Origin of the sequence: Williamsia muralis NBRC 105860, from assembly GCF_001598915.1 — a bacterium.
In the GTDB taxonomy this organism is placed as follows: Bacteria; Actinomycetota; Actinomycetes; order Mycobacteriales; family Mycobacteriaceae; genus Williamsia; species Williamsia muralis.
Genome location: NZ_BDAP01000002.1, coordinates 285,706 through 308,038, shown reverse-complemented (window position 1 = coordinate 308,038; position 22,333 = coordinate 285,706). Strand labels below are relative to the sequence as shown.

At 61.5% G+C, this 22,333-nt stretch carries 18 protein-coding genes; 11 read left to right on the top strand and 7 right to left on the bottom strand.

Going from position 1 to position 22,333, the window contains the following annotated elements; translation table 11 throughout:
- Positions 1–25 precede the first annotated feature (25 nt).
- The 3 genes from WIMU1_RS08240 to WIMU1_RS08230 all read right to left on the bottom strand — a co-directional run bounded on the left by WIMU1_RS08240 (position 26) and on the right by WIMU1_RS08230 (position 2,669).
- Positions 26–1,243 carry a pyridoxal-phosphate-dependent aminotransferase family protein gene (locus WIMU1_RS08240; RefSeq protein ID WP_281275284.1) on the bottom strand — a complete coding sequence of 406 codons (1,218 nt, stop codon included), beginning with the start codon at positions 1,241–1,243 and terminating at the stop codon, positions 26–28.
- 488 nt (positions 1,244–1,731) lie between these two features.
- Complete coding sequence (locus WIMU1_RS08235; RefSeq protein WP_062796359.1) at positions 1,732–2,190, bottom strand: DUF3237 domain-containing protein; 459 nt, start codon at positions 2,188–2,190, stop codon at positions 1,732–1,734.
- Positions 2,187–2,669 (bottom strand): nuclear transport factor 2 family protein, encoded by a 483-nt coding sequence (locus WIMU1_RS08230; protein ID WP_084248105.1) that lies wholly within the window; start codon positions 2,667–2,669, stop codon positions 2,187–2,189. Before WIMU1_RS08230 ends, WIMU1_RS08235 begins: the two co-directional genes overlap by 4 nt.
- A 274-nt stretch (positions 2,670–2,943) precedes the next feature.
- Between WIMU1_RS08230 and WIMU1_RS08225 the strand changes: the two genes are divergently transcribed.
- Positions 2,944–3,981, top strand: a complete 1,038-nt coding sequence (locus WIMU1_RS08225) for an NADP-dependent oxidoreductase (RefSeq protein ID WP_062796357.1) — start codon at positions 2,944–2,946, stop codon at positions 3,979–3,981.
- 396 nt (positions 3,982–4,377) lie between these two features.
- Here WIMU1_RS08225 and WIMU1_RS08220 read toward each other — a convergent pair whose 3' ends face one another.
- Entirely contained in the window at positions 4,378–5,313 is a 936-nt protein-coding gene (locus WIMU1_RS08220) for an alpha/beta hydrolase (protein ID WP_062796355.1), read from the bottom strand.
- A gap of 433 nt (positions 5,314–5,746) precedes the next feature.
- Between WIMU1_RS08220 and WIMU1_RS08215 the strand changes: the two genes are divergently transcribed.
- The 4 genes from WIMU1_RS08215 to WIMU1_RS08200 all read left to right on the top strand — a co-directional run bounded on the left by WIMU1_RS08215 (position 5,747) and on the right by WIMU1_RS08200 (position 9,358).
- Positions 5,747–6,310 (top strand): cupin domain-containing protein, encoded by a 564-nt coding sequence (locus tag WIMU1_RS08215; protein WP_062796353.1) that lies wholly within the window; start codon positions 5,747–5,749, stop codon positions 6,308–6,310.
- A 43-nt stretch (positions 6,311–6,353) separates the two neighbouring features.
- The gene (locus WIMU1_RS08210) at positions 6,354–7,859 is read left to right on the top strand and encodes a CoA-acylating methylmalonate-semialdehyde dehydrogenase (RefSeq protein WP_084248104.1); all 1,506 of its coding nucleotides are present in this window, start codon (positions 6,354–6,356) and stop codon (positions 7,857–7,859) included.
- Between the two features lie 18 nt (positions 7,860–7,877).
- Positions 7,878–8,327 carry a VOC family protein gene (locus WIMU1_RS08205; protein ID WP_084248103.1) on the top strand — a complete coding sequence of 150 codons (450 nt, stop codon included), beginning with the start codon at positions 7,878–7,880 and terminating at the stop codon, positions 8,325–8,327.
- Positions 8,328–8,488: 161 nt separating this feature from the next.
- Positions 8,489–9,358 (top strand): mycofactocin-coupled SDR family oxidoreductase, encoded by an 870-nt coding sequence (locus WIMU1_RS08200; protein ID WP_062796351.1) that lies wholly within the window; start codon positions 8,489–8,491, stop codon positions 9,356–9,358.
- Between the two features lie 383 nt (positions 9,359–9,741).
- Here WIMU1_RS08200 and WIMU1_RS08195 read toward each other — a convergent pair whose 3' ends face one another.
- Positions 9,742–10,404, bottom strand: a complete 663-nt coding sequence (locus WIMU1_RS08195; RefSeq protein WP_062796349.1) for a TetR/AcrR family transcriptional regulator — start codon at positions 10,402–10,404, stop codon at positions 9,742–9,744.
- A gap of 345 nt (positions 10,405–10,749) precedes the next feature.
- On the opposite strand from WIMU1_RS08195, the gene WIMU1_RS08190 reads away from it, so the two are divergent.
- The 4 genes from WIMU1_RS08190 (at position 10,750) to WIMU1_RS08175 (ending at position 16,906) form a co-directional block, all read left to right on the top strand.
- On the top strand, positions 10,750–12,249 hold the full coding sequence (locus WIMU1_RS08190; protein ID WP_062796347.1) for a long-chain-fatty-acid--CoA ligase: 1,500 nt from the start codon (positions 10,750–10,752) through the stop codon (positions 12,247–12,249).
- Positions 12,250–12,676: 427 nt separating this feature from the next.
- Positions 12,677–14,899, top strand: a complete 2,223-nt coding sequence (locus WIMU1_RS08185) for an MMPL family transporter (RefSeq protein WP_062796345.1) — start codon at positions 12,677–12,679, stop codon at positions 14,897–14,899.
- 7 nt (positions 14,900–14,906) lie between these two features.
- Positions 14,907–16,232 carry a sensor histidine kinase gene (locus WIMU1_RS08180; RefSeq protein ID WP_062796344.1) on the top strand — a complete coding sequence of 442 codons (1,326 nt, stop codon included), beginning with the start codon at positions 14,907–14,909 and terminating at the stop codon, positions 16,230–16,232.
- Positions 16,229–16,906, top strand: a complete 678-nt coding sequence (locus WIMU1_RS08175) for a response regulator transcription factor (RefSeq protein WP_062796343.1) — start codon at positions 16,229–16,231, stop codon at positions 16,904–16,906. The genes WIMU1_RS08180 and WIMU1_RS08175 overlap by 4 nt, the downstream gene beginning before the upstream one ends.
- A gap of 152 nt (positions 16,907–17,058) precedes the next feature.
- Here the strand turns inward: WIMU1_RS08175 and dnaB are convergent, their stop codons facing one another.
- The gene (dnaB, locus tag WIMU1_RS08170; RefSeq protein ID WP_120802581.1) at positions 17,059–18,444 is read right to left on the bottom strand and encodes a replicative DNA helicase; all 1,386 of its coding nucleotides are present in this window, start codon (positions 18,442–18,444) and stop codon (positions 17,059–17,061) included.
- Positions 18,445–18,926: 482 nt separating this feature from the next.
- On the opposite strand from dnaB, the gene WIMU1_RS08165 reads away from it, so the two are divergent.
- Complete coding sequence (locus WIMU1_RS08165) at positions 18,927–19,490, top strand: hypothetical protein (protein WP_062796342.1); 564 nt, start codon at positions 18,927–18,929, stop codon at positions 19,488–19,490.
- 109 nt (positions 19,491–19,599) lie between these two features.
- Here WIMU1_RS08165 and WIMU1_RS08160 read toward each other — a convergent pair whose 3' ends face one another.
- Positions 19,600–20,112, bottom strand: coding sequence for a MarR family winged helix-turn-helix transcriptional regulator (locus WIMU1_RS08160; RefSeq protein ID WP_062796340.1), 513 nt, complete (start codon positions 20,110–20,112; stop codon positions 19,600–19,602).
- A 78-nt stretch (positions 20,113–20,190) separates the two neighbouring features.
- Here WIMU1_RS08160 and WIMU1_RS08155 point away from each other — a divergent pair, with 78 nt between their 5' ends.
- A complete protein-coding gene (locus WIMU1_RS08155; protein ID WP_174548713.1) occupies positions 20,191–22,323 on the top strand; it encodes an MMPL family transporter in 2,133 nt (710 codons plus the stop codon).
- Positions 22,324–22,333 lie beyond the last annotated feature (10 nt).

Here is a 22,333-nt window from a genome sequence, read left to right as displayed (position 1 = left end):
CAATCGCGCCGCAATCCGCACATTCTCAGTCTTTGACTGGCCCGCGGTCGACTGCCGAGGTACCAGAGCAACCCACGGGCAACGCAGAGCTAGAAGGCTTAAGAGTCCCGCTCGGCGACATCGCAGATGTGTAGGACTCGATGGCTGCTTCGCTCCCACCACCGGCAGGAACCTTGACCCCGTGCCGACGAAGCACCGCCTCCAGCGCGGTCAATGTGGTCAGAACGGCGTCGCGGCGAGCGTTGTAACCCATTGTGCCGATCCGCCAGATCCGTCCGTGGAGAGGACCGAAGGAGGTACCGATCTCGATGCCGTAGTCCGTCAGCAGGTCAGCGCGTACCGCCTCGCCGTGCACGCCTTCCGGGATCTCGACTCCGACAACGTTCGTCATCTTGTATCGCAAGTCGCCGAACGTCCTCAGGCCGAGTCCTTGGACTCCGGCAAGCATCGCGTCGCCATGCAGGCGGTGCCGCGACACGCACTCGGTTAGTCCCTCTTCGAGCAACAAGCGTGCACATTCGCGAGCACCGTAGAGCATCGTGGTGGCTTCGGTGTGATGGTTCAACCGCTTCGGTCCCCAGTAGTCGAGAATCTGACCGAGATCGAAGTAGTTGGACTGGACGCGATTCGCGCGAACCACGCTGTCGGCATCACGGATACCGGCCTCGATGCTCTTGCGAGACTCGATCACCTCAACAGCTCTGGGAGACAGGGTCAATGGCGCGCTACCGGACGGCCCGCCCAGACATTTCTGTAAACCAGCCGACACCGCGTCGACGCCCCACTCATCGGTCAGGAACCGGTTGCCGGCGATACTGGCGGTCGCATCGCAATAGAACAGGACGTCGTACTCGCGGCAGATGGCCCCGAGCTCTTCGAGGGGCTGAGCGATCGTCGTCGAGGTGTCGCCTTGCACGATGGCGAGCACTTTCGGGCGCACCGTCTTGATTGCGGCTTCGATCGTTTCGGCGTCAAAGGCGCGCCCCCACTCGACATCAATGGCGTGGACCTTCGCGCCACAGCGTTCAGCGATCTCGACGAGCAACTGGCCGAACCGGCCGAACCTCGGCACCAGCACCCGATCGCCAGGGCTGATCAAAGAGACCAGCGCGGCCTCGATGCCGGCTCGCGCGGTGCCGTCGACGACCAGGGTTGCTTCATTGGAGGTGACAAAGACCTCGCGGTAGAGCGCTTGGACCTCGTTCATGGTCGTGGTCATGAACGGATCGTACTGACCGACCATCTGGGCAGTCATCGCCTGTAATACGCGCGGATACGCCGTGATTGGGCCTGGACCCATCAACAACCGGACCGGAGGATTGATCGGCCCGAGTTCCGCCGAGAGCTGAGATGGTTTCGGGCCAGCGGTCATGAGTCGACCGTAGCAACCCGAGCGTCCAACTTCGCACGCTTCCAGTCGCCGTCGATCTCGTCTGCTTCGCAGACAGATTCGTGCAAACCCGCTGTTGCCGATGGATTCTGGATGTTTCGCCCTTCACGCAACAGGTTGAGCGGGGTGCAGGAGACGGGTTGCATGAGGTCCTCTGTTCGATCATCGGTTCTCTAACAGGAGCCGCATCCTCCACCGGAGTCCACTCCTGTGCTTCTAACGCATAGGACCCGGCGGGGCCGCCGACTTATCGTGTGGTCAGCGGCCCCAGAACCAGAAGATGGGCCTACTGTAGTAGTCGCAGAGTGGGTCCCAGAGCTCTCACGTGTAGGCCACAAGCATCATCCGACGACTCGGAAGACTTGGAACTCGACGACTGGTCCGGGCTGGATGCGTCCTTGTCCGACGAAAATGCTTTGGTTGACCCAGGTGTACTTGGGATCGCCGCACTCCAGACGTGGCGTAGTGACGAAATAATGATCCCCGAAGTCAGTGCCCGTATCCCCGCCACTGAGCGCACCGGCAGCAGCTTCGGTGACCTCCACCAATCCCAGATAGTTCATATAGATGACCGCTCCGTCATCGGTGAAGAACTGCGCGCGCACGTCCAGGCGACCAAAGCCGTCCTCACCGGCCAGAAGCCAGTCCCCACCCCCGGGAGCGGCTTTTCCGCTAATCCGTTCTCCAGAGACGGTGCCCCCGGTGACGGCCAGGACCTGACGCAACCCGTAAGGCCCCGGCCCCACAACCTGAGGCGCAGCAAGCTCGGCAGTGTAAGTGAATTCAGGCTCGAGTCTCACTGAACAGCTCCCACTCCGGCAGCAGCCATCACCGTCGCCATTCCCTTGGCGATCTCGTCGCGTCCGAAGGCCTCGACTACAACCTCTGGATTGAAATATTCACGCAGAAGCGTGATGTGGCCGTCACGAATCCGCATATGCGTGCAGTAGGTGTTCGCATAGATCTTGCCCGTCTGAGTGACAGTTGCCGTCCCATGTAGCTCCAGGACGAACAGCTCCGGATCGGCTGTGTCGTGCACTGTCAGCGAATCAATTCGCAAGTCCGGCACTGACTCGAAGAACCAATCGATGAAGTGACCGATGAGGTCACCGCCTGGAACCGCTTGCACGAGAGGCTCAGGCGCGAAGGGCATCTCCCATACAGCATCAGATGCAAAAAACTTCTTCCACTCCTCCAACGCCGATCCGCGTGGTGGGCCATCGTCCAGGGCTCCCCAGAACTGCTCCACCACCCTGCGGTTGTCAGATTGTGCATTCATTTGCGCCTCCAATGTTCGTTCTTGGCGGCTGTGGCACAACCGCCTACCAATCAAAGATGCACGGTCTGTCGTTGATAGTCAACACTATGTCGAAACTAGAAATCGCACTTGAGACGCAGGCCTGTGCCGCGCCGAGCGCTTGAATCGACAGGCTGTGGACTTTAGTCCACACTCCGTCTAGTCTGGGCGCAGTAGACCCCCACCGGTCGGCAAGCCCAAGATCACGGCTGTCGACATTGCCTCCCTTATCCGCCCCTGAGCTCCAGGAGTTCGTGTGACCACATCAATCAATCGTCAATTTCGCCTGCGTAGCAGACCGACAGGTGAGGTCACCGAGCGTGACTTGGAGTGGCTCGAAGAGTCGCTTTCTGACATCAAGGAGGGGCAGGCGTTGATTCGAACTCTTTACCTGTCGCTAGATCCTACGAATCGAGTCTGGATGAGTCAGATTCGTTCCTATATTGCTCCAGTCGAATTGGGCTCGGTCATGCGTGGGCTAGGCGTTGGACAAGTCGTCGAGAGCCGACGAGCGGACCTTCCGGTCGGCGCATTCGTAGTTGGTTTCACCGGCTGGCAAGAATATTGCGTCGCGGACGACTCGACTCTGGAAATTCCTTTCACGGTACTCCCGGAACCACTGCCGGCCCCGTTGCCGGCGTTCCTCGGAGTGCTTGGCCATACGGGCATCTCCGCTTTCCTCGGCGTGGAGCTCGGCGATCCACGGCCCGGGGAAACATTCGTTGTCTCGGCCGCCGCGGGCGCAGTTGGTTCTATCGCTGGCCAGCTGGCAAAGCAGCGTGGCGCACGGGTCGTTGGTATCGCGGGGGGCGCTGCAAAATGTCAGTATTTGGTTGAACAAGTCGGGTTTGATGCATGTGTTGACCGCCATTCTGATGACTGGCGCAAACAACTCGATGACGCGACCCCTGACGGCATAGATGTCGACTTTGAGAATGCCGGTGGGCCGATTATGGACTACGTTCTCGACCGGTTGAACGTCGGTGCCCGAATAACTTTGTGCGGCCTCATTTCTGAGTACAACGAGTACAGCGAGCAGGGCGACCGGCCAGGTCTGCGGAATGTCAGTCAGTTGCTGATGCAGCGAGCGACCCTACGGGGATTCATCGTCACAGACCATGTCGACCGGTATGGCGAGATCATCGGGGAACTTGCCAAAGCGCTAGGTGGTGGCGCCCTGCAGTATGACGAGACCATCGTGAATGGTCTAGAGCAAGCGCGCGTGACGCTCAACAATGCGTTGTCCGGCAGAACTCGCGGCAAGGTTGTCGTGAAGGTCGCCGACCCGGTGTAACGACACGAGGCGGTCGGTCCCACAGGTACACACCTCTAGCGGAGATCGAACATCGGGGTTGCCCGCTGTGCAACGCCTCAAACTCGTTGCCGGACTGGTCGTTACACCCGAGGGTCGCGGAACTCGCCGCACGATGCTCAAAACCTGTAACGACTGGTCTACCTTCGCATTGACGACTCAGGTATCACGCGGCCGTCGACGGAAGCCGTTGACGGTAGAGGTTAGAGATGAGAGGTGAACATCGTGGTCGTCTGCGCAGGGCAGCGGCGCAGCGAATTGCTCACCGACCTGCGCGCTGCTGCTGTTGACTCATCTCATAGGCGTTGGAACCACGAGAACTGAACAGTGCCGGGGGTGACTCTTGCAGCAGCATACGCTGCGGCACAGAGATTCTCGCTATCTGAGGAGGCCGGCTAGTCCGGATGCGAAAGACGCTATGGCGTGTTCACCTTTGTCCAGAACGCCTGCCAGCAGAAAGAAGCTGTGCGGCATGCCTTGGTACTCCTCGCTGTGAACCCTCACCCCCGCTGCGGTCAGTTTCTCGCCATAGCGGCGGGCGTCATCGGCCACTGGGTCGACCTGCGCGCTGACGATGACTGCTGACGGGGACCCCTCCAGACTCCGAGACATCACCGGCGAGACAAGAGGGGACTGGCGATCGACTTCGTTGGGTACGTAAAGATCGTAGGACCACTCCAGGGCCTTGCGAGTAAGCAACGGACCATCGCCGTATCGTTCGATTGAGTTGCTGACCATGGTGGCATCGAGCGCCGGACACAATAGGCCCTGGGCCCTTACTGTCAGACCCCGCGATTGAGCGGCGTTGGCGACAGCCGCAGCCAAAGAGGCTCCTGAAGAGTCTCCCGCTACGGCGAGTGATTCGGCGTCGATGTCTAGCTCGGCGGCGTGGTTGCTCAACCACTCAAAGGCATCGAGCGCATCGTGGTGCGCACGCGGGAACTGGTTCTCCGGAGCGAGGCGATAATCGACCGCGACGACAATGAGACCAGCTTGAACACATAGCTCCCTGCATAGCCGGTCGTGCGAGTCCAAGCTCCCACGTACAAATCCCCCTCCATGGGTGTACATGACCGCGGGCAGCTCTCGAGTTGTAGATCCGGAAGGTCGATATCGCCGTGCAACGACCGACCCTTTACGGACCGGAATGATGAAATCGTCTACCGCACAGTGCTGGCTTGGCAGTCCCGCCAAGGCGATCAGGCCTTCGCCGGCTTGCCTGTAAACCGCAATCGGCACGTCCCAGGGCTGGGCCGGCGGTTTCGCTTTGAAACCCTTCAGCAGCTGAACCACTTGCGGGTCGAGCGCGGTCATCCGACGACTCGGAAGACTTGGAACTCGACGACTGGTCCGGGTTGGATTCGTCCCCCGTTGGGCCCCGGCCCCACAACCTGAGGCGCAGCAAGCTCGGGATTGTAAGTGAATTCAGGCTCGAGTCTCACTGAACAACCTCCATCTTTCGTGAGTGACACACGCGCGACCGGCGTGCTTTGTGACGAGAATGGACTACCAGTCGAGATTAGTCAACACGTAGTCCATTCCGATCATTGATCGGACTCCATGCGAAAGCCGTTCCCTACCAAGGGATTAATGTTTCGGCCTACTGGTTCACGGCCCGCGTTCCGTGCGCAAAGCGGCGGTGTGCCGTACTCGACATGGTGTTGACTATCACCGACTGTGAGTCTACTCTCACTTTCAGTTGCCGCTTCCCGACCGGCCAGCGGCACCGCGACACGAAAGGATTGTCATGACCATCCACTCGGATGTAGACCAGATTCAGCCCTCGACCTCACGCGACGGCGAAAGCTACGTTTCGCACCGGGACCAGATCCACTTCAATATGACCGGGGACTTCATGACCGGTGTGGATTTTTGGATCCACGCGACCGGCGAGACAACCAACGGCCAGCTCATCATCATCGAGACCAACTGGGTACGCGGCACCGAACCGGTCTGGCACATTCATCACCGCGAAGAAGAAGGTTTCTTCGTCATGGACGGCGAGATCAAGATCCACACCGAAGCCGGTTCATACAACGCAAAAAAGGGCCAGTTCGTCTGGGGACGCAAAGACCAGAGGCACACGTATGAAGTTGTCGGCGACGAAGCTCGGATCCTCGTCATGTTCGTGCCCGGACCTGATCGTGCAGGCTTCGAACCCAACACCGGAATCGATAAATACTTCTACGAAGCACGTGATCGCGAGCTCCGCACACCCGAGCAGCTTCAGGCAGAGGTCGAAAACCTCAAGGTCAACTACGGCCTCGAAATGTTCCCGGATCTGCCCCACCCCCGCGATCAGAAGGCCTGAACGCCAGCGCATTCGGTCAATTCGAGTACAAAATGGAGCAGCAGTGACTATCGACGTTTTCCTTGACACCGTCCCGCACTGGATCGGCGGCGCAGCCGTCGAGACCTCAGGCGGACCACAAACCGACATCCATGACCCTGCCACCGGACGCGTGGTGCGAACCGTCGTGCGGGGCGATGCCGAAACGGTCAACGATGCCGTAGACAGCGCGCGAAGGGCTGCAGGTGCCTGGGCTGATACCCCGGTCCCCGCTCGTGCTTCTGTGCTGCACCGATTTCGGTCATTGGTAGTGGAACACACCGATGAGCTGGCGTCGATCATCACCTCTGAGCAGGGCAAGACATTGCCCGACGCCCGGGGCGAGGTGGCACGGTCAGTTGAAGCAATCGATGTATCGCTGTCGGCTGTACAGCAGCTCAAAGGCGAGTACGCCGACCAGGTGGCCAACGGGGTGGACACGTACTCGTTCCGTCAGCCGCTTGGTGTGTGCGTCGGCATCACGCCGTTCAACTTCCCGATCATGGTGCCGGTATCTATGTTTGTGGCGGCCATAGCCTGCGGCAACGCGTTTGTACTCAAGCCCAGTGACAGGGTGCCGTCGACGGCAGTTCGGTTGGCGCAGATGATGAGCGAAGCCGGTCTACCCCACGGTGTCCTCAACGTCGTCCAGGGCGGTACCGAGACGGCCGAAGCACTCCTAGATCACCCGGATGTTGCAGCCGTGTCCTTTGTGGGTTCCACGCCCGTGGCGCGAGAGATCTACCGGCGATCGGCGCAAACCGGCAAAAAGGTTCAAGCGCTCGGAGGCGCCAAGAATCATCTGGTGGTGATGCCCGACGCTGACCTTGACGCTGCAGCTGATGCTTTGGTCTCGGCGGCATACGGCGCTGCGGGGCAGCGGTGTATGGCGGTGACCGTTGCAGTGGCTGTTGGCGACGCCGCGGAAGCATTGGTCGCGAAAACCGCCGAACGCGCACGCGCATTCAAAGTCGGACCCGGCGCTGAAACGGAAATCGATATGGGGCCGCTCATCTCACAAGTTGCGATCAACCGCGTTCGCGGAGCGCTTGAGCGTTCCGTCGAAGACGGGGGAAAGCTTGTCGTAGACGGCCGCGAGCGATCTGCACCCGACGACGGCTACTTCATCGGGCCAAGCCTGGTCGATAACGTGAGCGTAGAGAGCGACCTCTACCGCCAGGAAGTGTTCGGGCCGGTGCTCGGAGTCGTGCGCGCCGCCAGTTTTGAGGAAGCCCTACAGATCGTCAACAACAATCCCTACGGCAACGGCGCCACCATCTTCACCACCAGCGGGCCCGCCGCGCGGCGGTTCACCCGCGGGGTATTGGCCGGCAGCGTCGGAATCAATGTTCCTATCCCCGTGCCTATTTCGTGGTTTGGCTTCGGAGGCTGGGGAGATTCCCGATTCGGGGACGACGGGCTCAATTACGACGCCTACCGCTTCTACACCAGGGCTAAGGTCGTCACCCAGCGATGGATCGAACCTACTCAGGGTCTGGCTCCCCACTTCGTCGCGGCCGGCAACCAATAGCAGATAAGAGGATCATCGATGGACGCACACGTCCCAGCAACAGAAACCATTGACGACCTTGCCCGGCTCGACCACATCGGGATACTTGTTCGCGATCTTGACGCAGCTGTCACCTACTGGACCAACAGGTTTGACGTCGAAGTCGCCAGGACATTCAGCGCTCCCGCGATGGACATTGTTTCAGTATTCCTCAACACAGCCGGCGCGGAGATCGAGCTGTACACCGTGGAGGACTCGTCCGCCCTCGACAGTGCTCTCGGCAACGCGACATCCAAACTCGATCACATAGCCCTCCGACTGCACCGCGCGGACGGACCCGAACTCGTCGGATGCGACATTCGGGGCCCGGGTCGTCGCGACCCCATCGCAGCGCCCATCGCAATCGGCGAATCTACACATGTCTGGACCGAGCCCCCTGGAATCGATGTTCTCCTCCAGCTGATCAGGCCCGGCGCTCAAGGTCGCTGAACGGGAAGGTCCACTTATCATCCGCCAGCTGTCAACCTCGAAAAACCCTGGGAAAGAGAAACTCTGGCGGTAATTGCCAATCGCTTCACCATTGAAGATCCTGTCGATCTGGCGGGCCGCTAGACCTACACCCCAAGTAAATCACTCAAGGAGGAGTAATCATGGGACAACGAATGGAAGGTAAGGTCGCGCTCGTCACCGGCGCGGCACGAGGGCAGGGACGAGCGCACGCCATCCGTCTCGCCGAAGAAGGCGCCGACATTCTTGCGTTCGACTGCCCGGCAGACGGAAGGGTGCCGTATCCCGTCGCCACATCTGACGAACTCAAGATCACGGTGAAAGAGGTTGAGGCACTGGGCCGGCGGATCATTGCCCACGAAGGGGACGTCCGAGAGCAAACCGCACTCGACAATTTGGTCGCCGAGGGCGTGAGTGTTTTCGGTGGCGTCGACGTTGCAGTGGCCAACGCAGGCATCTGGACTGTTCACCCGTTCGCAGACATTCCAGAAGACGAGTTCGCAGATGTGTTGAACGTCAACATCATGGGCGTCTGGCGCACCCTGAAAGCTGTGACTCCCGCCATGAAGGTGCGCGGTGGCGGATCTGTGATCATCACCTCGTCCGGCAACGGCGTCGAGGGATCTCCTCACTACGTTCATTACGTCGCTTCGAAACACGGCGTCCTTGGGTTGGCCAAGGGTGCCGCGCTGGAGTTCGGGCAATACGGCATTCGGGTCAACTCACTTCTTCCTGGCCCCACCGATACCCCCGCCCTGGACTGGCAGGGCGGTTACGATCTGTGCGCAGGCAAAGGGCCAGGTCAGGGCACCAAAGAAGATTTGCAGGGAGCGAAGTACTGGTCGGCCCTTCGTGACGTGGGCCTGCTGCCACCCCGTGCCATGAGCGAGGCCGTCCTGTGGCTCGCATCTGACGAATCTCAGTGGACAACCGGTCTCGAGATGTTGGTCGAAGGCGGACACATGCTCATGCCAGGACTGAACATGACGAAGATGGCAGCCGACAACCCCTGAACGGGCAGCAGGCCTCGTTGAGCATCACGAGATGCAGTCTGCTCGTGACCGGGTGGTGTCATTTGCTCCAGCTACGAGCGATGACACCACCTTCCGTCTTTGAGAAGGGTCGAGAACACCTGGGCTCCTCCCTCCAGAGATGCGATACGGATCCCGCCCCCGCAAGGCCGGGAAACAAGAACGCAGACCAATGTCTACCCCCGACTGCGAAAATCAGAGGCGCGCAAGGGGGCTCGCCTCTGATCGAGGAAAAGTCATCGCACGGAGGTTGGATTTCGCCAACTCGCCGGATTGACCCAGCGGGCTTTACCGCCATTTATTTAACGCCTGACGCACTGACTCCATAAACGCGACGCAGCGTTATGGCGCCAGACGCGCGCAGCTCACTTGGGTTTCCACTCCAGACCGTAGACCGTCCGCAACCAAACTGTTGTCACAGTTTCGACCATGTCTTCCAGAGGAATTGCGTTCTCGCTGCGTGAACTCATCAAGGCCAGGTTACGTTCTCCCATCCACATCAACGCAGCGGCCAGGGATCTTGCCGGCGGTCCATCAGTAGCCACGCCCGTAGCCCTATCGCGTTCAATCCCCGCGGCAGCGGCGTCTATGAAACGACCAAGGATGGTGTCCCACTGCACCTGCAGGTCCGCTTCAGCCGCAGCGGCGTCTCCAACTTCGCGAAGAACGTGGCCATGCTTCTCCCACACTTGAATGACCTCGGAGACTGCATGCTCAATCGCGGCCTCGGGCGACATCCCGGCCGGCCGCTCGAAAATCAGCTGCGACGCACTGTAGACATCAGAAGTCACCCGTGAGAGCAGGGCCGACAGTACCTGCCATTTCGATTCGAAGTAAAAGTAGAACGATGACCGGGACAATCCGGCCCGCTTGGCAAGATCGTCTATCGAGACGCTCCGCATCGGCACCGTTCGCAGTAGTTCATAGGCACCCTCGAGGATCGCTTGCTCTCGCATGTCCCCTTTGAGGTTGCGCCGGCCAACCTTCGCTTCCGACGAGCCGAGGCCAGACAAAGATGTGGGCACCATGGGTACATGGTAGGACACGAACTGCGACAGAGCGTGTGACGCAGTGCAGTTTTGAGCTGGCAACGTCGCTGAAACTGCTGCGGCGATGCAGCCAAGTAACTCCGAGGCATGTCCCGAAACCGCGAGGTCAGGCCATCATCGGACTCGCTGCTGACCGGTTTTCGACACGGTGTTGACAATCACACACAGGGAGTCCATATTGATAGAACCCCCCGCCCACCTCTCACCGGACCGTTTCTGCTGTGCGAGCAGGCCGCGGCCACACTGACGGGCGGTCACTTGCCACTCGATGTCGCTCGCATGCCAACGAGAAATTGACCGAGCAATAACTACCAGGAGTCAGATATGTCCAGTCTCGCCGATAATCTGATTGCGTCCGCGGAAAAGCACGGCAGTCGACCAGCAATACAACTAGATGATTATGTCCTCACTTATAACCAACTTCACCATCGCGCGGCCGCAGTAGCGGGTGATTTACGCGCCCGGGGGGTCCAACCCGGAGACCGAGTCGGCCTTGTGCTGCCAAATGTTCCCGCTTTTCCAGTGCTTTTCTACGGAATACTGTTGGCCGGCGCGATCGCGGTCCCGATGAACCCCTTGCTGAAAGCACGCGAAGTCGAGTATTACCTCGCAGACTGCGGAATGACGCTCATCTACGGGCAGGACGCCGGAGAGGATACTGTCTCGAAGGCAGCATCGAAGATCGGGATACCAGCGATCCTCGTCCCGCGTACAGGTCCGGATGACTTATCCGGAGAACCACTGTTTACGCCCACCGACCGCGCCGACGATGACACGGCCGTCATCCTGTACACCTCGGGGACCACCGGCAAACCCAAAGGGGCAGAACTCACTCACCGCAATATGTCAACCAACGCGGCGACCACCGTGGACACCTTGATCAGGGTGGGCCCTGATGACGTAATAATGGGCTGCCTTCCCTTGTTCCATGTCTTCGGGCTCACCTGCGGCTTGAATGCGGCGGTCAAAGCTGCCGCCCTACTAACCCTCATTCCCCGATTCGACGCAGTCCAGGCGCTCCAGGTTGTTGCCCGCGATCATGTCACGGTCTTCGAGGGGGTACCGACCATGTACGCCGCGATGCTGCATTCGACCGAAGCCGACAACGCCGACATGTCCTCACTGCGTACATGTATCACCGGTGGCGCAGCCATGCCTGTTGAGGTGCTCAAAAGATTCGAGCGACAATTCGCCTGCGAGATCTACGAAGGTTACGGACTGTCCGAGACAGCACCCATCGCATGCTTCAATCAACCGGGCCTTCAGCGCCGACCCGGCACCATTGGCGTGCCAGTGCGCGGATGCCACCTTCGAATAGTTGATGACGCCGGCATCGACGTACCAGACGGCGAGGCCGGCGAGATCGCCATCCAAGGCGAAAACGTGATGAAAGGGTACTGGAACCGACCCGAAGCCACCGCCAAGGCGATCCCCGACGGCTGGTTTCGCACCGGAGACATCGCTACGCGCGATACCGACGGCTATTACACCATCGTCGATCGCAAGAAGGATCTGATCATCCGCGGCGGTTACAACGTCTACCCACGCGAAGTCGAAGAAGTTCTCTACCAACACCCCGCTGTTGCCGAGGCAGCAGTCGTCGGTATCAAACATACAGACCTCGGCGAAGAAATCGGCGCCGCCGTTGCGCTCAAACCCGGAACACACACTACTCCGCAGGAACTCAAATCATTTGTACGAGAACGAATTGCCGCCTACAAGTACCCGCGCGAAATCTGGTTCGTCGACGTCCTACCCAAGGGTCCGACCGGCAAGATACTCCGGCGTGAAGTTCAATCTCCTAACACCCAACAGACCAACTGACCAGCCCTCCACGCCCGGTTCACCGTGCCCTCATAGCTGCGCTGCAGCGTCACCAGTCCAAACCAGGTGCTCACGCGATCTAGCGACGATCTGGTTATCGCCCATACCGTGGACCTTGCCGACCGCCGCCAACCGAATCGCATCCGCGATCTCAAAAGTGTTACAGGACATACGTTTAGATACTTCCTGCCCGGATAGGGCCGACCAGTTCATCCACTATTCTCTCCGTGAGCGCTCCGCCTGCCATCGTCTCCAGCGACCGACTGTCGCTGGTGCATATGCACCAGGACCCGGGCATCTCTGATTCGGCTGCACTACAACAAAAGGGGTGCCGAGGCACGATGCCAGACGGGGTGCTGACAAGGGATGTTGTAGCTGCGCAATTCGCGCATATTCCTTTGTCTAGCAGTGTCTGGAGTGATCAACGGTGGCAACACTTCTGTATCGGATCGGGCGGTGGGCTTTTCGGCGGCGCCGTGTCGTGCTTTCCCTGTGGCTCGGTGTCTTGATGATCGCTGGGGTCGCCCTCGCCTTGGCACCGGGCGGGGAGGAAGAGGAACTCTCCATGCCCGGCATCGAATCCCAGAAAGCCTTCGACCTCCTCGATGAGCGGTTCCCGGACAACAACTCCCAGGGCGCCGAGGCGCGTCTGGTGTTTCAGGCCCCCGATGGGCAGCAGATGACTGGCGTCGACAACCGGTCGTCCGTAAAACAGGCACTCGGCGCGCTGGGCGGCGGCGGTCAAGTCGCTTCGGTGACAGACCCCTTCGAAACAGACGCCGTCAGCGAGGACGGCACCATTGCTTACTCCACCGTCACCTACAGCGTCGGGGCCGTTGACCTCACCGCACCGACGAAAGACGCCCTGGAGCACGCCGCGGATCAGGCGCGAGATGCTGGGTTGACCGTGGAAATCGGTGGCTCCGCGTTGGATTCGGAAGTGTCACCGGGTGGTACGACGGAAATGATCGGCATCGCGGTTGCGGCGGTTGTACTGATCATCGCCCTGGGGTCATTGGTCGCTGCCGGATTGGCTTTGTTCACAGCGTTTGTGGGCGTGGCCATCGCCTTCTTCCTCGTATCGGCGCTCGCTGTTCCCTTAGGCCTGACGTCGACCGTCGCAATCTTGGCGCTGATGCTGGGACTGGCGGTCGGGATCGACTACGCACTGTTCATCATCTCCCGCTACCGCGACGAACGCGCCCGGGGCCGCAGCCCGGAGGAGGCTGCCGGCCGAGCGGTGGGGACCGCTGGATCGGCTGTCGTCTTCGCCGGCGCGACCGTCATCATCGCGTTGCTCGGGCTGGGGGTTGTTGGGGTCCCTGAACTCACCAAGATCGGGATGGGAGGAGCTGGCGCTGTAGGTCTCGCCGTTCTCGTCGCATTGACTTTGGTCCCGGCATTGTTCGGAACCTTCGGCCGCCGGGTCCTGCCCCGCTCCGTCCGCAAAGCCGCCAAGCGAGAAGTGAAGACCCCGCATCCGCCGCCCACCGCCATCGAAAAGCAAGGGCTCGGCACCCGTTGGGCGCGGTTCGTGCTGCGCCGACCGGTGACCGTGCTACTGATCGCCGGCGTCGGTCTGGGGGCGGTGGCGTTGCCGGCACTGAGCCTGGAACTCGGGTTGCCCGGAGACGAGTCCAAGTCGGTGCAGACCACCGAACGCCGGGCCTACGACCTGATGTCGGATGGTTTCGGCCCCGGCTTCAACGGTCCGTTGACGGTGGTTGTAGATATGTCGAAGTCGGAGGATGCCCGGGCCACCACCGATCTCGTGATGAACACGATCCGCGCAGTAGACGGAATCGAATCGGTGGGCGATCCGGTCGTCAGTGACAACAACGACACAGCAGTTCTCACTGCCATCCCGCAGACAGCACCAACCAGTAGCGATACCAAAGACCTGGTGGCGTCGATCCGTGGAGAGGTCTCGCGTATCGAAACTGTCACGGGTGCAGCTATTTTGGTGACCGGCACGACGGCCCTGAACATCGACATCTCCGAAGCGATGTCCGATGCCCTCATCCCGTATCTGGCCGTGGTCGTCGGTTTGGCGATCCTGTTGCTGATGGTGGTGTTCCGCTCGATCCTGGTTCCGATCAAGGCTGCTCTGGGCTTTCTGGTGTCGGTGGGTGCGGCGTTCGGCGTCGTCGTCGCCGTCTTCCAGTGGGGATGGGGCGCTGATCTGATCGGTATCGACCAGACCGGACCGGTGATGTCGCTGATGCCGATTCTCATCATCGGGATCGTGTTCGGTCTCGCGATGGACTACGAGGTGTTTCTGGTCAGCCGCATGCGGGAGGCCTACGTTCATGGTGCGTCCCCGGAGGAAGCGATCGTCGCCGGATTCCGGCACAGCGGACGTGTGGTGGCCGCTGCCGCGATCATAATGATCAGTGTGTTCGCGGGATTCATCGGCCTCGCCAGTCCGACCATCCAGACGATGGGCGTCGGTTTGGCCGCGGCAGTCCTCTTCGACGCGTTCGTGGTCCGGATGGCGATTGTGCCCGCGGTCCTGGCGCTTCTCGGAGACCGCGCCTGGTGGATGCCCCGTACGCTCAGGCGTGTGCTGCCGAATGTGGACATCGAGGGTGACGCATTGAGCAAGCAGGTCCCCGTGTCCGCACATAGCTCGGATGTTGCCCGAAACTGAGCCGGCCATGATCAACACGGTTGGCGCCCTTCCGCCTTCTCGAACATGGTGGCGGGAGGGCGCCGTCGCCATGACGGCGTTCGCGATATCGCTGCTCGGAGGCGTTTTCCAGGTCGACGACACACTGTCGCCACCGCCTGCCGCCGCTTATGTCATCGCCCTGGTGTCCTGTGCCGTGCTACCGCTGCGGCACCGCACTCCCCTGGCCGCAATGGCGGCCACGACCGTGGCCGGCATGCTGGTCGCACCACTGGATCTGCTGCTGACCCCGCTCATCGCGGTACCGGCGGTGATCGCCGCCTACTCGGTCGCCGTCCGCGGCGAACGGGCCCCGACGGCCGCGGTGCTGCTCACGTCCTCGGTACTGATGATTGCTCCTACCCCACTGTGCGGGTCTCTCTCGTGGCAGGACGCGAGCAGGTTGGCCTCGGTGGTGGCGTTCGTGTTGATGTCAGGTGTGCTCGGTTATTCGACGCAGATCCGGCGGGCTTATCTGGCGGCTGTTGAGGAGCGGGCCCAGCGGGCAGAAGAGACCCGGGACAGCGAGGCACGACAGCGAGTGGCTGAGGAGCGATTGCGTATCGCCCGGGAACTGCACGACGTCGTGGCTCACCAGATCACCCTGGCCAACGCGCAGGCCACGGTCGCGGCTCATCTCTTCGACGCCCGACCGGAGCAGAGCCGCACGAGCGTGACCGAACTCGTCCAGACCACCCGCGACGCGCTCGACGGTCTCCGGGCCACCGTCGGATTGCTCCGTCAGTCCGGCGATGCGTCGACGCCGACCGAACCGGCGCCCGGCCTGTCTCGGCTTTCCGCGCTGCTCGAATCTTTCCGGCGCGCGGGTCTCGAAGCGACGGTGTACCACAAGGGCACTGTCAAACCGCTGCCGCCAGGCGTGGACCTCACTGCCTACCGCATCGTGCAGGAGGCCCTGACCAACGTGACCAAACACGCCGACACCGACACCGCCCAGGTACAACTGGACTGGGGCCGCGATCACGTCACCATCACCGTCGCCGATGACGGTCGCTCTGACGGCGGCGGCATCCGTGGTGCGACGACCGAAGAAGCTGGGCCAGCCGGTTCGAGCCCACCCAAGCGAACCCCTGGATACGGTCTGATCGGTATGCGCGAACGAGTCACCGCAGTCGGGGGCCAACTCACTGCAGGCCGGCGCACGAAAGGCGGCTTCCTCGTCGCCGCGACTCTGCCGTTCCCGTCAGCCAACGCCACGACGACGAAGCGCAAAGAAACAACCATCAGAGGACAAGTGGTCGATCGCGCAGTAAGCGACGAACGACCCGGCGACAGATCGGCAGGGACATCGTGACGCTTCGTGTGCTACTCGCCGACGATCAGGCCCTGCTGCGTGGCGCCTTCCGGATGCTCCTCGACAGCGCCGATGACATCACTGTCGTGGGGGAAGCGTCCGACGGGCGAGAAGTGGTGACATTGACCCAGGAGTTGCACCCGGATGTGGTGATGATGGACATACGCATGCCCGAAATGGATGGTCTCACCGCCACATCGGAGATCTGTGCCGACCCGGAGCTACGCGCCACCCGCATTCTGATTCTCACCACCTACGAGACCGACGAATATGTCGCGCAAGCACTGCGCGCCGGGGCAAGCGGCTTTATCGGCAAAGGAATTGGGGCCGAGGACCTACTCGACGCCGTCCGCACGATCGCCGACGGCGACACACTGCTCTCCCCCGCCGCAACACGCTCCCTGGTCGCCCAATTCCTGGCCGCGCCTAGCGCGACCTCACCGCACCACCCCAAGGAGCTCACAGCGCTTACTCCGCGCGAACTCGAAATGGTGGCTCTGGTCGCAACCGGCCTGTCCAATCAGGAGATTGCCGAACGGATGTTTCTCAGCTCCTACACCGTTCGCGCCCACGTGCAACGCGCCATGACGAAACTCGACGCCCGCGACCGAGCGCAACTCGTCGTCGTCGCCTTCCAGACAGGCCTCGTACAGGGCCCCGATCGACCGCTTTAGTACCGCGCCGCCAACAAATTCACCGTCAGACTTCATACGCAGCAAGCATTCAGAATACCGCCGTCATCGACTGCGGACCTATGCCGTGCGGACTGAACAAGCATGCGTACCCAACATCGCTGGCCGACGAGAACTCCCACGGCACCAACCGCTCAGCCGCGCGCCATATCCACGAACCGGCTCAAATGCAGTTGGTGCGCAACGGTAATCGTCGATGTGGGGCCGTTACGGTGCTTACCGAGGATGATGTCGGCTTCGCCGGCACGGGGGTCATCACGTTCGAAAGCGTCGGGGCGGTGCAACAGGATCACCATGTCGGCGTCCTGCTCCAGCGAACCGGACTCACGGAGGTCGGAGACCTGCGGGCGCTTGTCGGTACGTTGCTCGGGACCACGGTTCAGCTGACTGATGGCGACCACCGGAACCTCGAGCTCCTTGGCGAGCAGCTTGATGCTTCGCGAGAACTCGGAGACTTCCTGCTGGCGCGATTCGACCTTTTTGCCGGACGACATCAGCTGCATGTAGTCGATGACCACGAGCTTGAGATCATGACGCTGCTTCAAACGCCTTGCCTTGGCACGGATTTCCATCATCGTGAGGTTGGGTGAGTCGTCGATGAACAACGGTGCCTCGGAGATCTCACCCATACGGCGAGCCAAGCGGGTCCAGTCGTCATCACTCATCCGGCCCGAGCGCATGTCGCCAAGTTTGATCTTCGCTTCGGCTGAGAGCAACCGCATCACGATCTCGGTTTTGCTCATTTCCAAAGAGAACATGGCACTGGTCATTTGGTGCTTGATGGAGCAGGACCGCAAAAAATCCATAGCCAGGGTACTTTTTCCAACTCCAGGCCGCGCCGCAACAATGATCATCTGACCCGGGTGCAAACCGTTGGTCACTTCATCAAGATCGTGGAAACCCGTTGGCACACCGAGAGATAGACCACCACGCGACGCGATGGAGTCGATCTCGTCCATCGTGGGCTGAAGCAATTCCTCAAGCGCCACATAGTCTTCGGCGGTGCGGCGCTCGGTGACCTCGTAGACCTCGGCCTGCGCGCGGTCGACCACTTCGGCGACATCCTGGCCGTCGGCCCCGGCGTAGCCGTATTGGACGATGCGGGTGCCGGCCTCCACCAGGCGCCGCAGGATTGCCTTCTCGGCGACGATCTCCGCGTAGAAGCCGGCATTGGCCGCGGTCGGCACCGTCGAGATCAGCGTATGGAGGTACGGCGCCCCTCCGATACGTCGAAGCTCGCCCGCGCGGTCGAGCTGCCCGGCAACGGTCACAGCATCGGCAGGTTCCCCCTTGCCGTACAGGTCGAGAATTGCGTCGTACACAGCCTGGTGCGCGGGCCGGTAGAAGTCGCCGGGACGAAGCTTCTCCAGCACGTCGGCGATGGCGTCCTTGGACAGCATCATGCCGCCCAGAACAGATTGCTCGGCGGCCATGTCCTGCGGGGGCTGGCGGCCGAAGTCTTCGCTCGGGGGCACCTGCTCACGCGGAGTTGTATGCCCACGATCGTCAACTACGGCCAACGTGCCACCCCTTTCGCTTCAGGTTGTCTGGACCACTATTTCAAGAGGGTCTGACAACCCAATCGCCTCAGATCGCCGCCGATCTGCATGCGCACCCGCCAGACACTAAGGGCTCGGGCCGATCCGGCCAAACGGAGCTGTGGACCATCCTGTGCACCAACTGTGGACGGTGTGCGGATAGTTGTTAGCGCCCTGTTGGCTACTTGTGGATAAGTGACGTGAATAGAAGCAACATCCCAGGTCAGACACGGTCACTCACTTTTTCTTACTGTGGATACCCATTCACACGGCGTGTCTCTGCAAGTGCGGTTTCGGGCGTGTTCGGTTTGACAAATCGAGTTGTACTACAAACGCACGAACTTCCGTCACTTGCCCTAAAGTGACCGTCACGTGCACAGATCTGTGCTCACCGAACCGGTCACACGAGCCGGCCAACAGTGGTGCAATGATCGGGCACGAACGAATGATCTGGGGAGGCGTTCATGAGGGAGATCATCGGGGTGATTGCCGCTGTTGCGGCCACTGTCGGACTGCTGTCGGCAGGTTCCCCGGCCTCGGCGGTACCGGGTCCCACGTACACGCAGGTCCCCGATCTCGCCGGCTACGTGCCCGTGGACCCCTACGGCTACCGATCCCCCGACTTCGTCGACAACGGCAAGACCTTCTTCGTCACTCCCGGCGGCCGGGTCTGCGCCTTGGGCCCCGGCTACGCCTACGCAGCGTGCACCGGTCACCCGTCCACCGCGCCTCCGGGAATCGTCGGTGCGGCCATCTCTGCGGGCCAGACGGGCCCCTATTGGGTCGCTCCGAACACCTCGTACACGGTGCGTCCGCGGGGCTGGTTCCAACCACCCCTGCTTCAGATCGGTGAATCGATCACCGTCGACGGATCGAGCTGCGCGGTGAGCCCCATCGGGGTCACGTGTGTGGCTGGTCCGAGAGCGTTCACGTTGACCCAGTCCTGGTACAAGTTCGTGACGCCGGCCGGCGACCAGTACCACGACGCGAACCGATCCCCCGAGTTCCTTCCTCCCGATCAGCGCTGACCCAATCGTCTTGAGCGACAAACCCTCCGACTGTGGTCACATCCTCCGACTCCAACCGGAGGAAGTCGCCGAAGTCGGAGGGTCTGGGGACATACACCGAGCCCGCGAGTCACCGCCCGGGCGTCGCCCCACCGGCATTGCCGAGTTCGTCTTCGTACGTGTGCATCGCGGAGATCAACGCCGTGAACACCCGATGGGCCGCGGCAAGATCTTCGTCGGGAAGGTCCACCATCGCATCGTGGGTGTGCTTGCCCAGCGGCGCGAAGAACGCCCTCGCCACGGCCATTCCGTGCTCGTCGTAGCGCAGGATCACTTTTCGGCGGTCGCGTTCGTCGGCCTCCCGCCGGATGTGTCCCGAGCCGATCATGCGTTCCACGAGATGCGTCACAGCCCCGCCCGACACCTGCAACCGCTTACCGAGACCACCCGACGTCAACGGCGCGCCCGCAGCGTCAGCGACCATTACGTGCAGCAGGGCTCGAAAGTCGTTTGCACTGAGGTCATTCAAGGTCGCGAACACACGCGAGATCTGGTCGGACTCGGCATTGAGCGCCCGGACATCCGATGAGATCTGGGACTCGAGCGCCGCGCGGTTGTCCTGCGCCGGCTGATTGTCGGGCATGGGTACCTCCTGCCAGGACTATAAGGCCTCGAGATAGTTTAGTTGCTCAATATTTTAAAATATGAGATTGTTGGGAACATGGCGACCTCGAACACGTCGACTCATTCTCCCACCTGGTGGGATCGCCTTGCTGCCGCAGTGAGCGGCCGTAGATCGTGGTGGATCGCGCTTGCGGTCATCCTGATCTCCGGCGCAGCCATGGGGCTCATCGGCGAGAACGATTCCGGAGATCAAGCGCCGGATTCGCTTCCGCCATCGGCTGACTCGGCACAGGTCAACGAATTGCTCGACAGCTTCCCCGATTCGGACGTATCCGCAGCCGTTCTCGTCACGGTACGCAGCGACGGCGGTCCGCTGTCCGACGACGACAAGGCCGCGGTCGAGCAAGCGCAACAGCGCATGCTGGCGGTCGACCGCTCGGTGCCCACCACCGCATCGGCCGGCCCGGGCGCCGTCGTCTCTCCGGATGGAATCGCAGCCATCTCAGTCGTCCCTGTCAGCGCCGAGCTCAACGGCTTCAAGCTCACCGACCTCGTCGACGAGTTGCGAGACGCCGCCGACAAGGGGCTACCGAGCGGACTGACCACCTACGTGACCGGTGGCCCGGCGTTCGGCGCCGACACCGCAAGCTCGTTCTCCGGTGCCAACGTCACACTGCTGGCAGCGACGGCGCTCGTTGTCGCCCTCCTACTGATCGTCACGTATCGCTCGCCGGTTCTGTGGCTGGTTCCGTTGCTGGTCATCGGGTTTGCCGATCGGCTGGCGAGTTCGGTCGGCACCGGGTTGGCCGAGCTGACCGGCCTCTCGTTTGACGGGTCCACCTCGGGCATCACCAGTGTGCTGGTGTTCGGCGCGGGCACCAACTACGCACTGCTGCTGATCTCGCGGTATCGGGAAGAGCTGCGCAAAGAGCAAGACCACCGGATTGCGTTGCAGCACGCGGTCCGTCATGCCGGCCCAGCCATCCTCGCCTCGAACGCGACAGTGGTACTGGCACTCCTCACGCTTCTGCTTGCCGCACTGCCGAGTACCCGCAGCCTCGGGGCACTGGCGGCTGCGGGTCTTGTTGTCGCGGTGATCTTCGCCCTGCTGGTGTTGCCACCCCTGTTGGCGCTCTTCGGAACTCGACTCTTCTGGCCGTTCATCCCCAAGGTGGGCGATCCGGTGCCCACCGAGGGCGGCAACTGGTTCAAGATCGCAAACGCCGTCTCCCGGCACCCGGTTCGCGTCCTCGCGGTTGCCCTCACGGCATTGATCGCATGTTCGTTGGGTCTGCTCGGCGCAAACATCGGCCTGTCACAGACCGAGCAGTTCCGGGTGAGCGCGGACTCCGTCGAAGGTTTTGACACACTCGCCGAGCACTTCCCCGCCGGGCAGTCCGACCCCACAACCGTCATCGCGGATACCGCTGCCGCCGAAGAGATCCAGTCCGTCCTGGACAGCACCGACGGCGTGATCTCGGCGACCGAAACGGGACGGTCCGACAACGGCCTCACCAAGTGGTCCGTGGTCATCGACGCCGATCCAGCGTCCGAGCGGGCATTCGACATCATCGATCAGTTACGCGACGCCACGGGCGACGTTCCCGACGCGCAGGCACTCGTCGGCGGGTCCGATGCCAAAGCCCTCGACATCGCAAACGCGTCCGAACGTGATCGGCTCCTGATCATCCCGCTGATCCTCGCCGTGGTGTTCGTCATCCTGATCGTGTTCCTGCGCGCTCTGGTGGCACCCGTGGTGCTGGTCGCGACAACAGTGCTGAGCACCATCGCCGCCATCGGGATCGGCAGTCTCATCAGCGAACACCTCTTCGGCTTCCCGGCCCTGGACAACAACGTCCCGCTCTACTCCTTCCTCTTCTTGGTTGCCCTGGGAATCGACTACACGATGTTCTTGGTGATCCGCGCAAGGGAAGAGACACCCGGCCACGGCACGCGAGACGCCATCGTGCGGGCAGTGGCCTCTACCGGTGCCGTGATCACCAGTGCGGGAATCGTATTGGCCGCAGTCTTCTGCGTGCTCGGCATCCTCCCACTCATCACACTGACCCAGCTGGGCATCATCGTCGGACTCGGAATCCTCCTCGACACGTTCCTGGTTCGGACCGTGGTGATCCCCGCACTCTTCAGCGTGATCGGGCCCCGGATCTGGTGGCCAGGCACCGTGGACCGAAAAGCGCGTCCACAACCGGAGTTACAACAACAGAAGTAGGAGATGACAC

Bases quoted from the DNA above. Each gene is read 5' to 3' on its own strand.
- WIMU1_RS08160 (WP_062796340.1), bottom strand. From the start codon at position 20,112: ATGCCCGACAATCAGCCGGCGCAGGACAACCGCGCGGCGCTCGAGTCC.
- WIMU1_RS08220 (WP_062796355.1), bottom strand. From the start codon at position 5,313: ATGACCGCGCTCGACCCGCAAGTGGTTCAGCTGCTGAAGGGTTTCAAA.
- WIMU1_RS08200 (WP_062796351.1), top strand. From the start codon at position 8,489: ATGGGACAACGAATGGAAGGTAAGGTCGCGCTCGTCACCGGCGCGGCA.
- WIMU1_RS08155 (WP_174548713.1), top strand. From the start codon at position 20,191: ATGGCGACCTCGAACACGTCGACTCATTCTCCCACCTGGTGGGATCGC.
- WIMU1_RS08190 (WP_062796347.1), top strand. From the start codon at position 10,750: ATGTCCAGTCTCGCCGATAATCTGATTGCGTCCGCGGAAAAGCACGGC.
- WIMU1_RS08195 (WP_062796349.1), bottom strand. From the start codon at position 10,404: ATGGTGCCCACATCTTTGTCTGGCCTCGGCTCGTCGGAAGCGAAGGTT.
- WIMU1_RS08215 (WP_062796353.1), top strand. From the start codon at position 5,747: ATGACCATCCACTCGGATGTAGACCAGATTCAGCCCTCGACCTCACGC.
- WIMU1_RS08165 (WP_062796342.1), top strand. From the start codon at position 18,927: ATGAGGGAGATCATCGGGGTGATTGCCGCTGTTGCGGCCACTGTCGGA.
- WIMU1_RS08230 (WP_084248105.1), bottom strand. From the start codon at position 2,669: ATGAATGCACAATCTGACAACCGCAGGGTGGTGGAGCAGTTCTGGGGA.
- WIMU1_RS08240 (WP_281275284.1), bottom strand. From the start codon at position 1,243: ATGGTCGGTCAGTACGATCCGTTCATGACCACGACCATGAACGAGGTC.
- WIMU1_RS08205 (WP_084248103.1), top strand. From the start codon at position 7,878: ATGGACGCACACGTCCCAGCAACAGAAACCATTGACGACCTTGCCCGG.
- WIMU1_RS08180 (WP_062796344.1), top strand. From the start codon at position 14,907: ATGATCAACACGGTTGGCGCCCTTCCGCCTTCTCGAACATGGTGGCGG.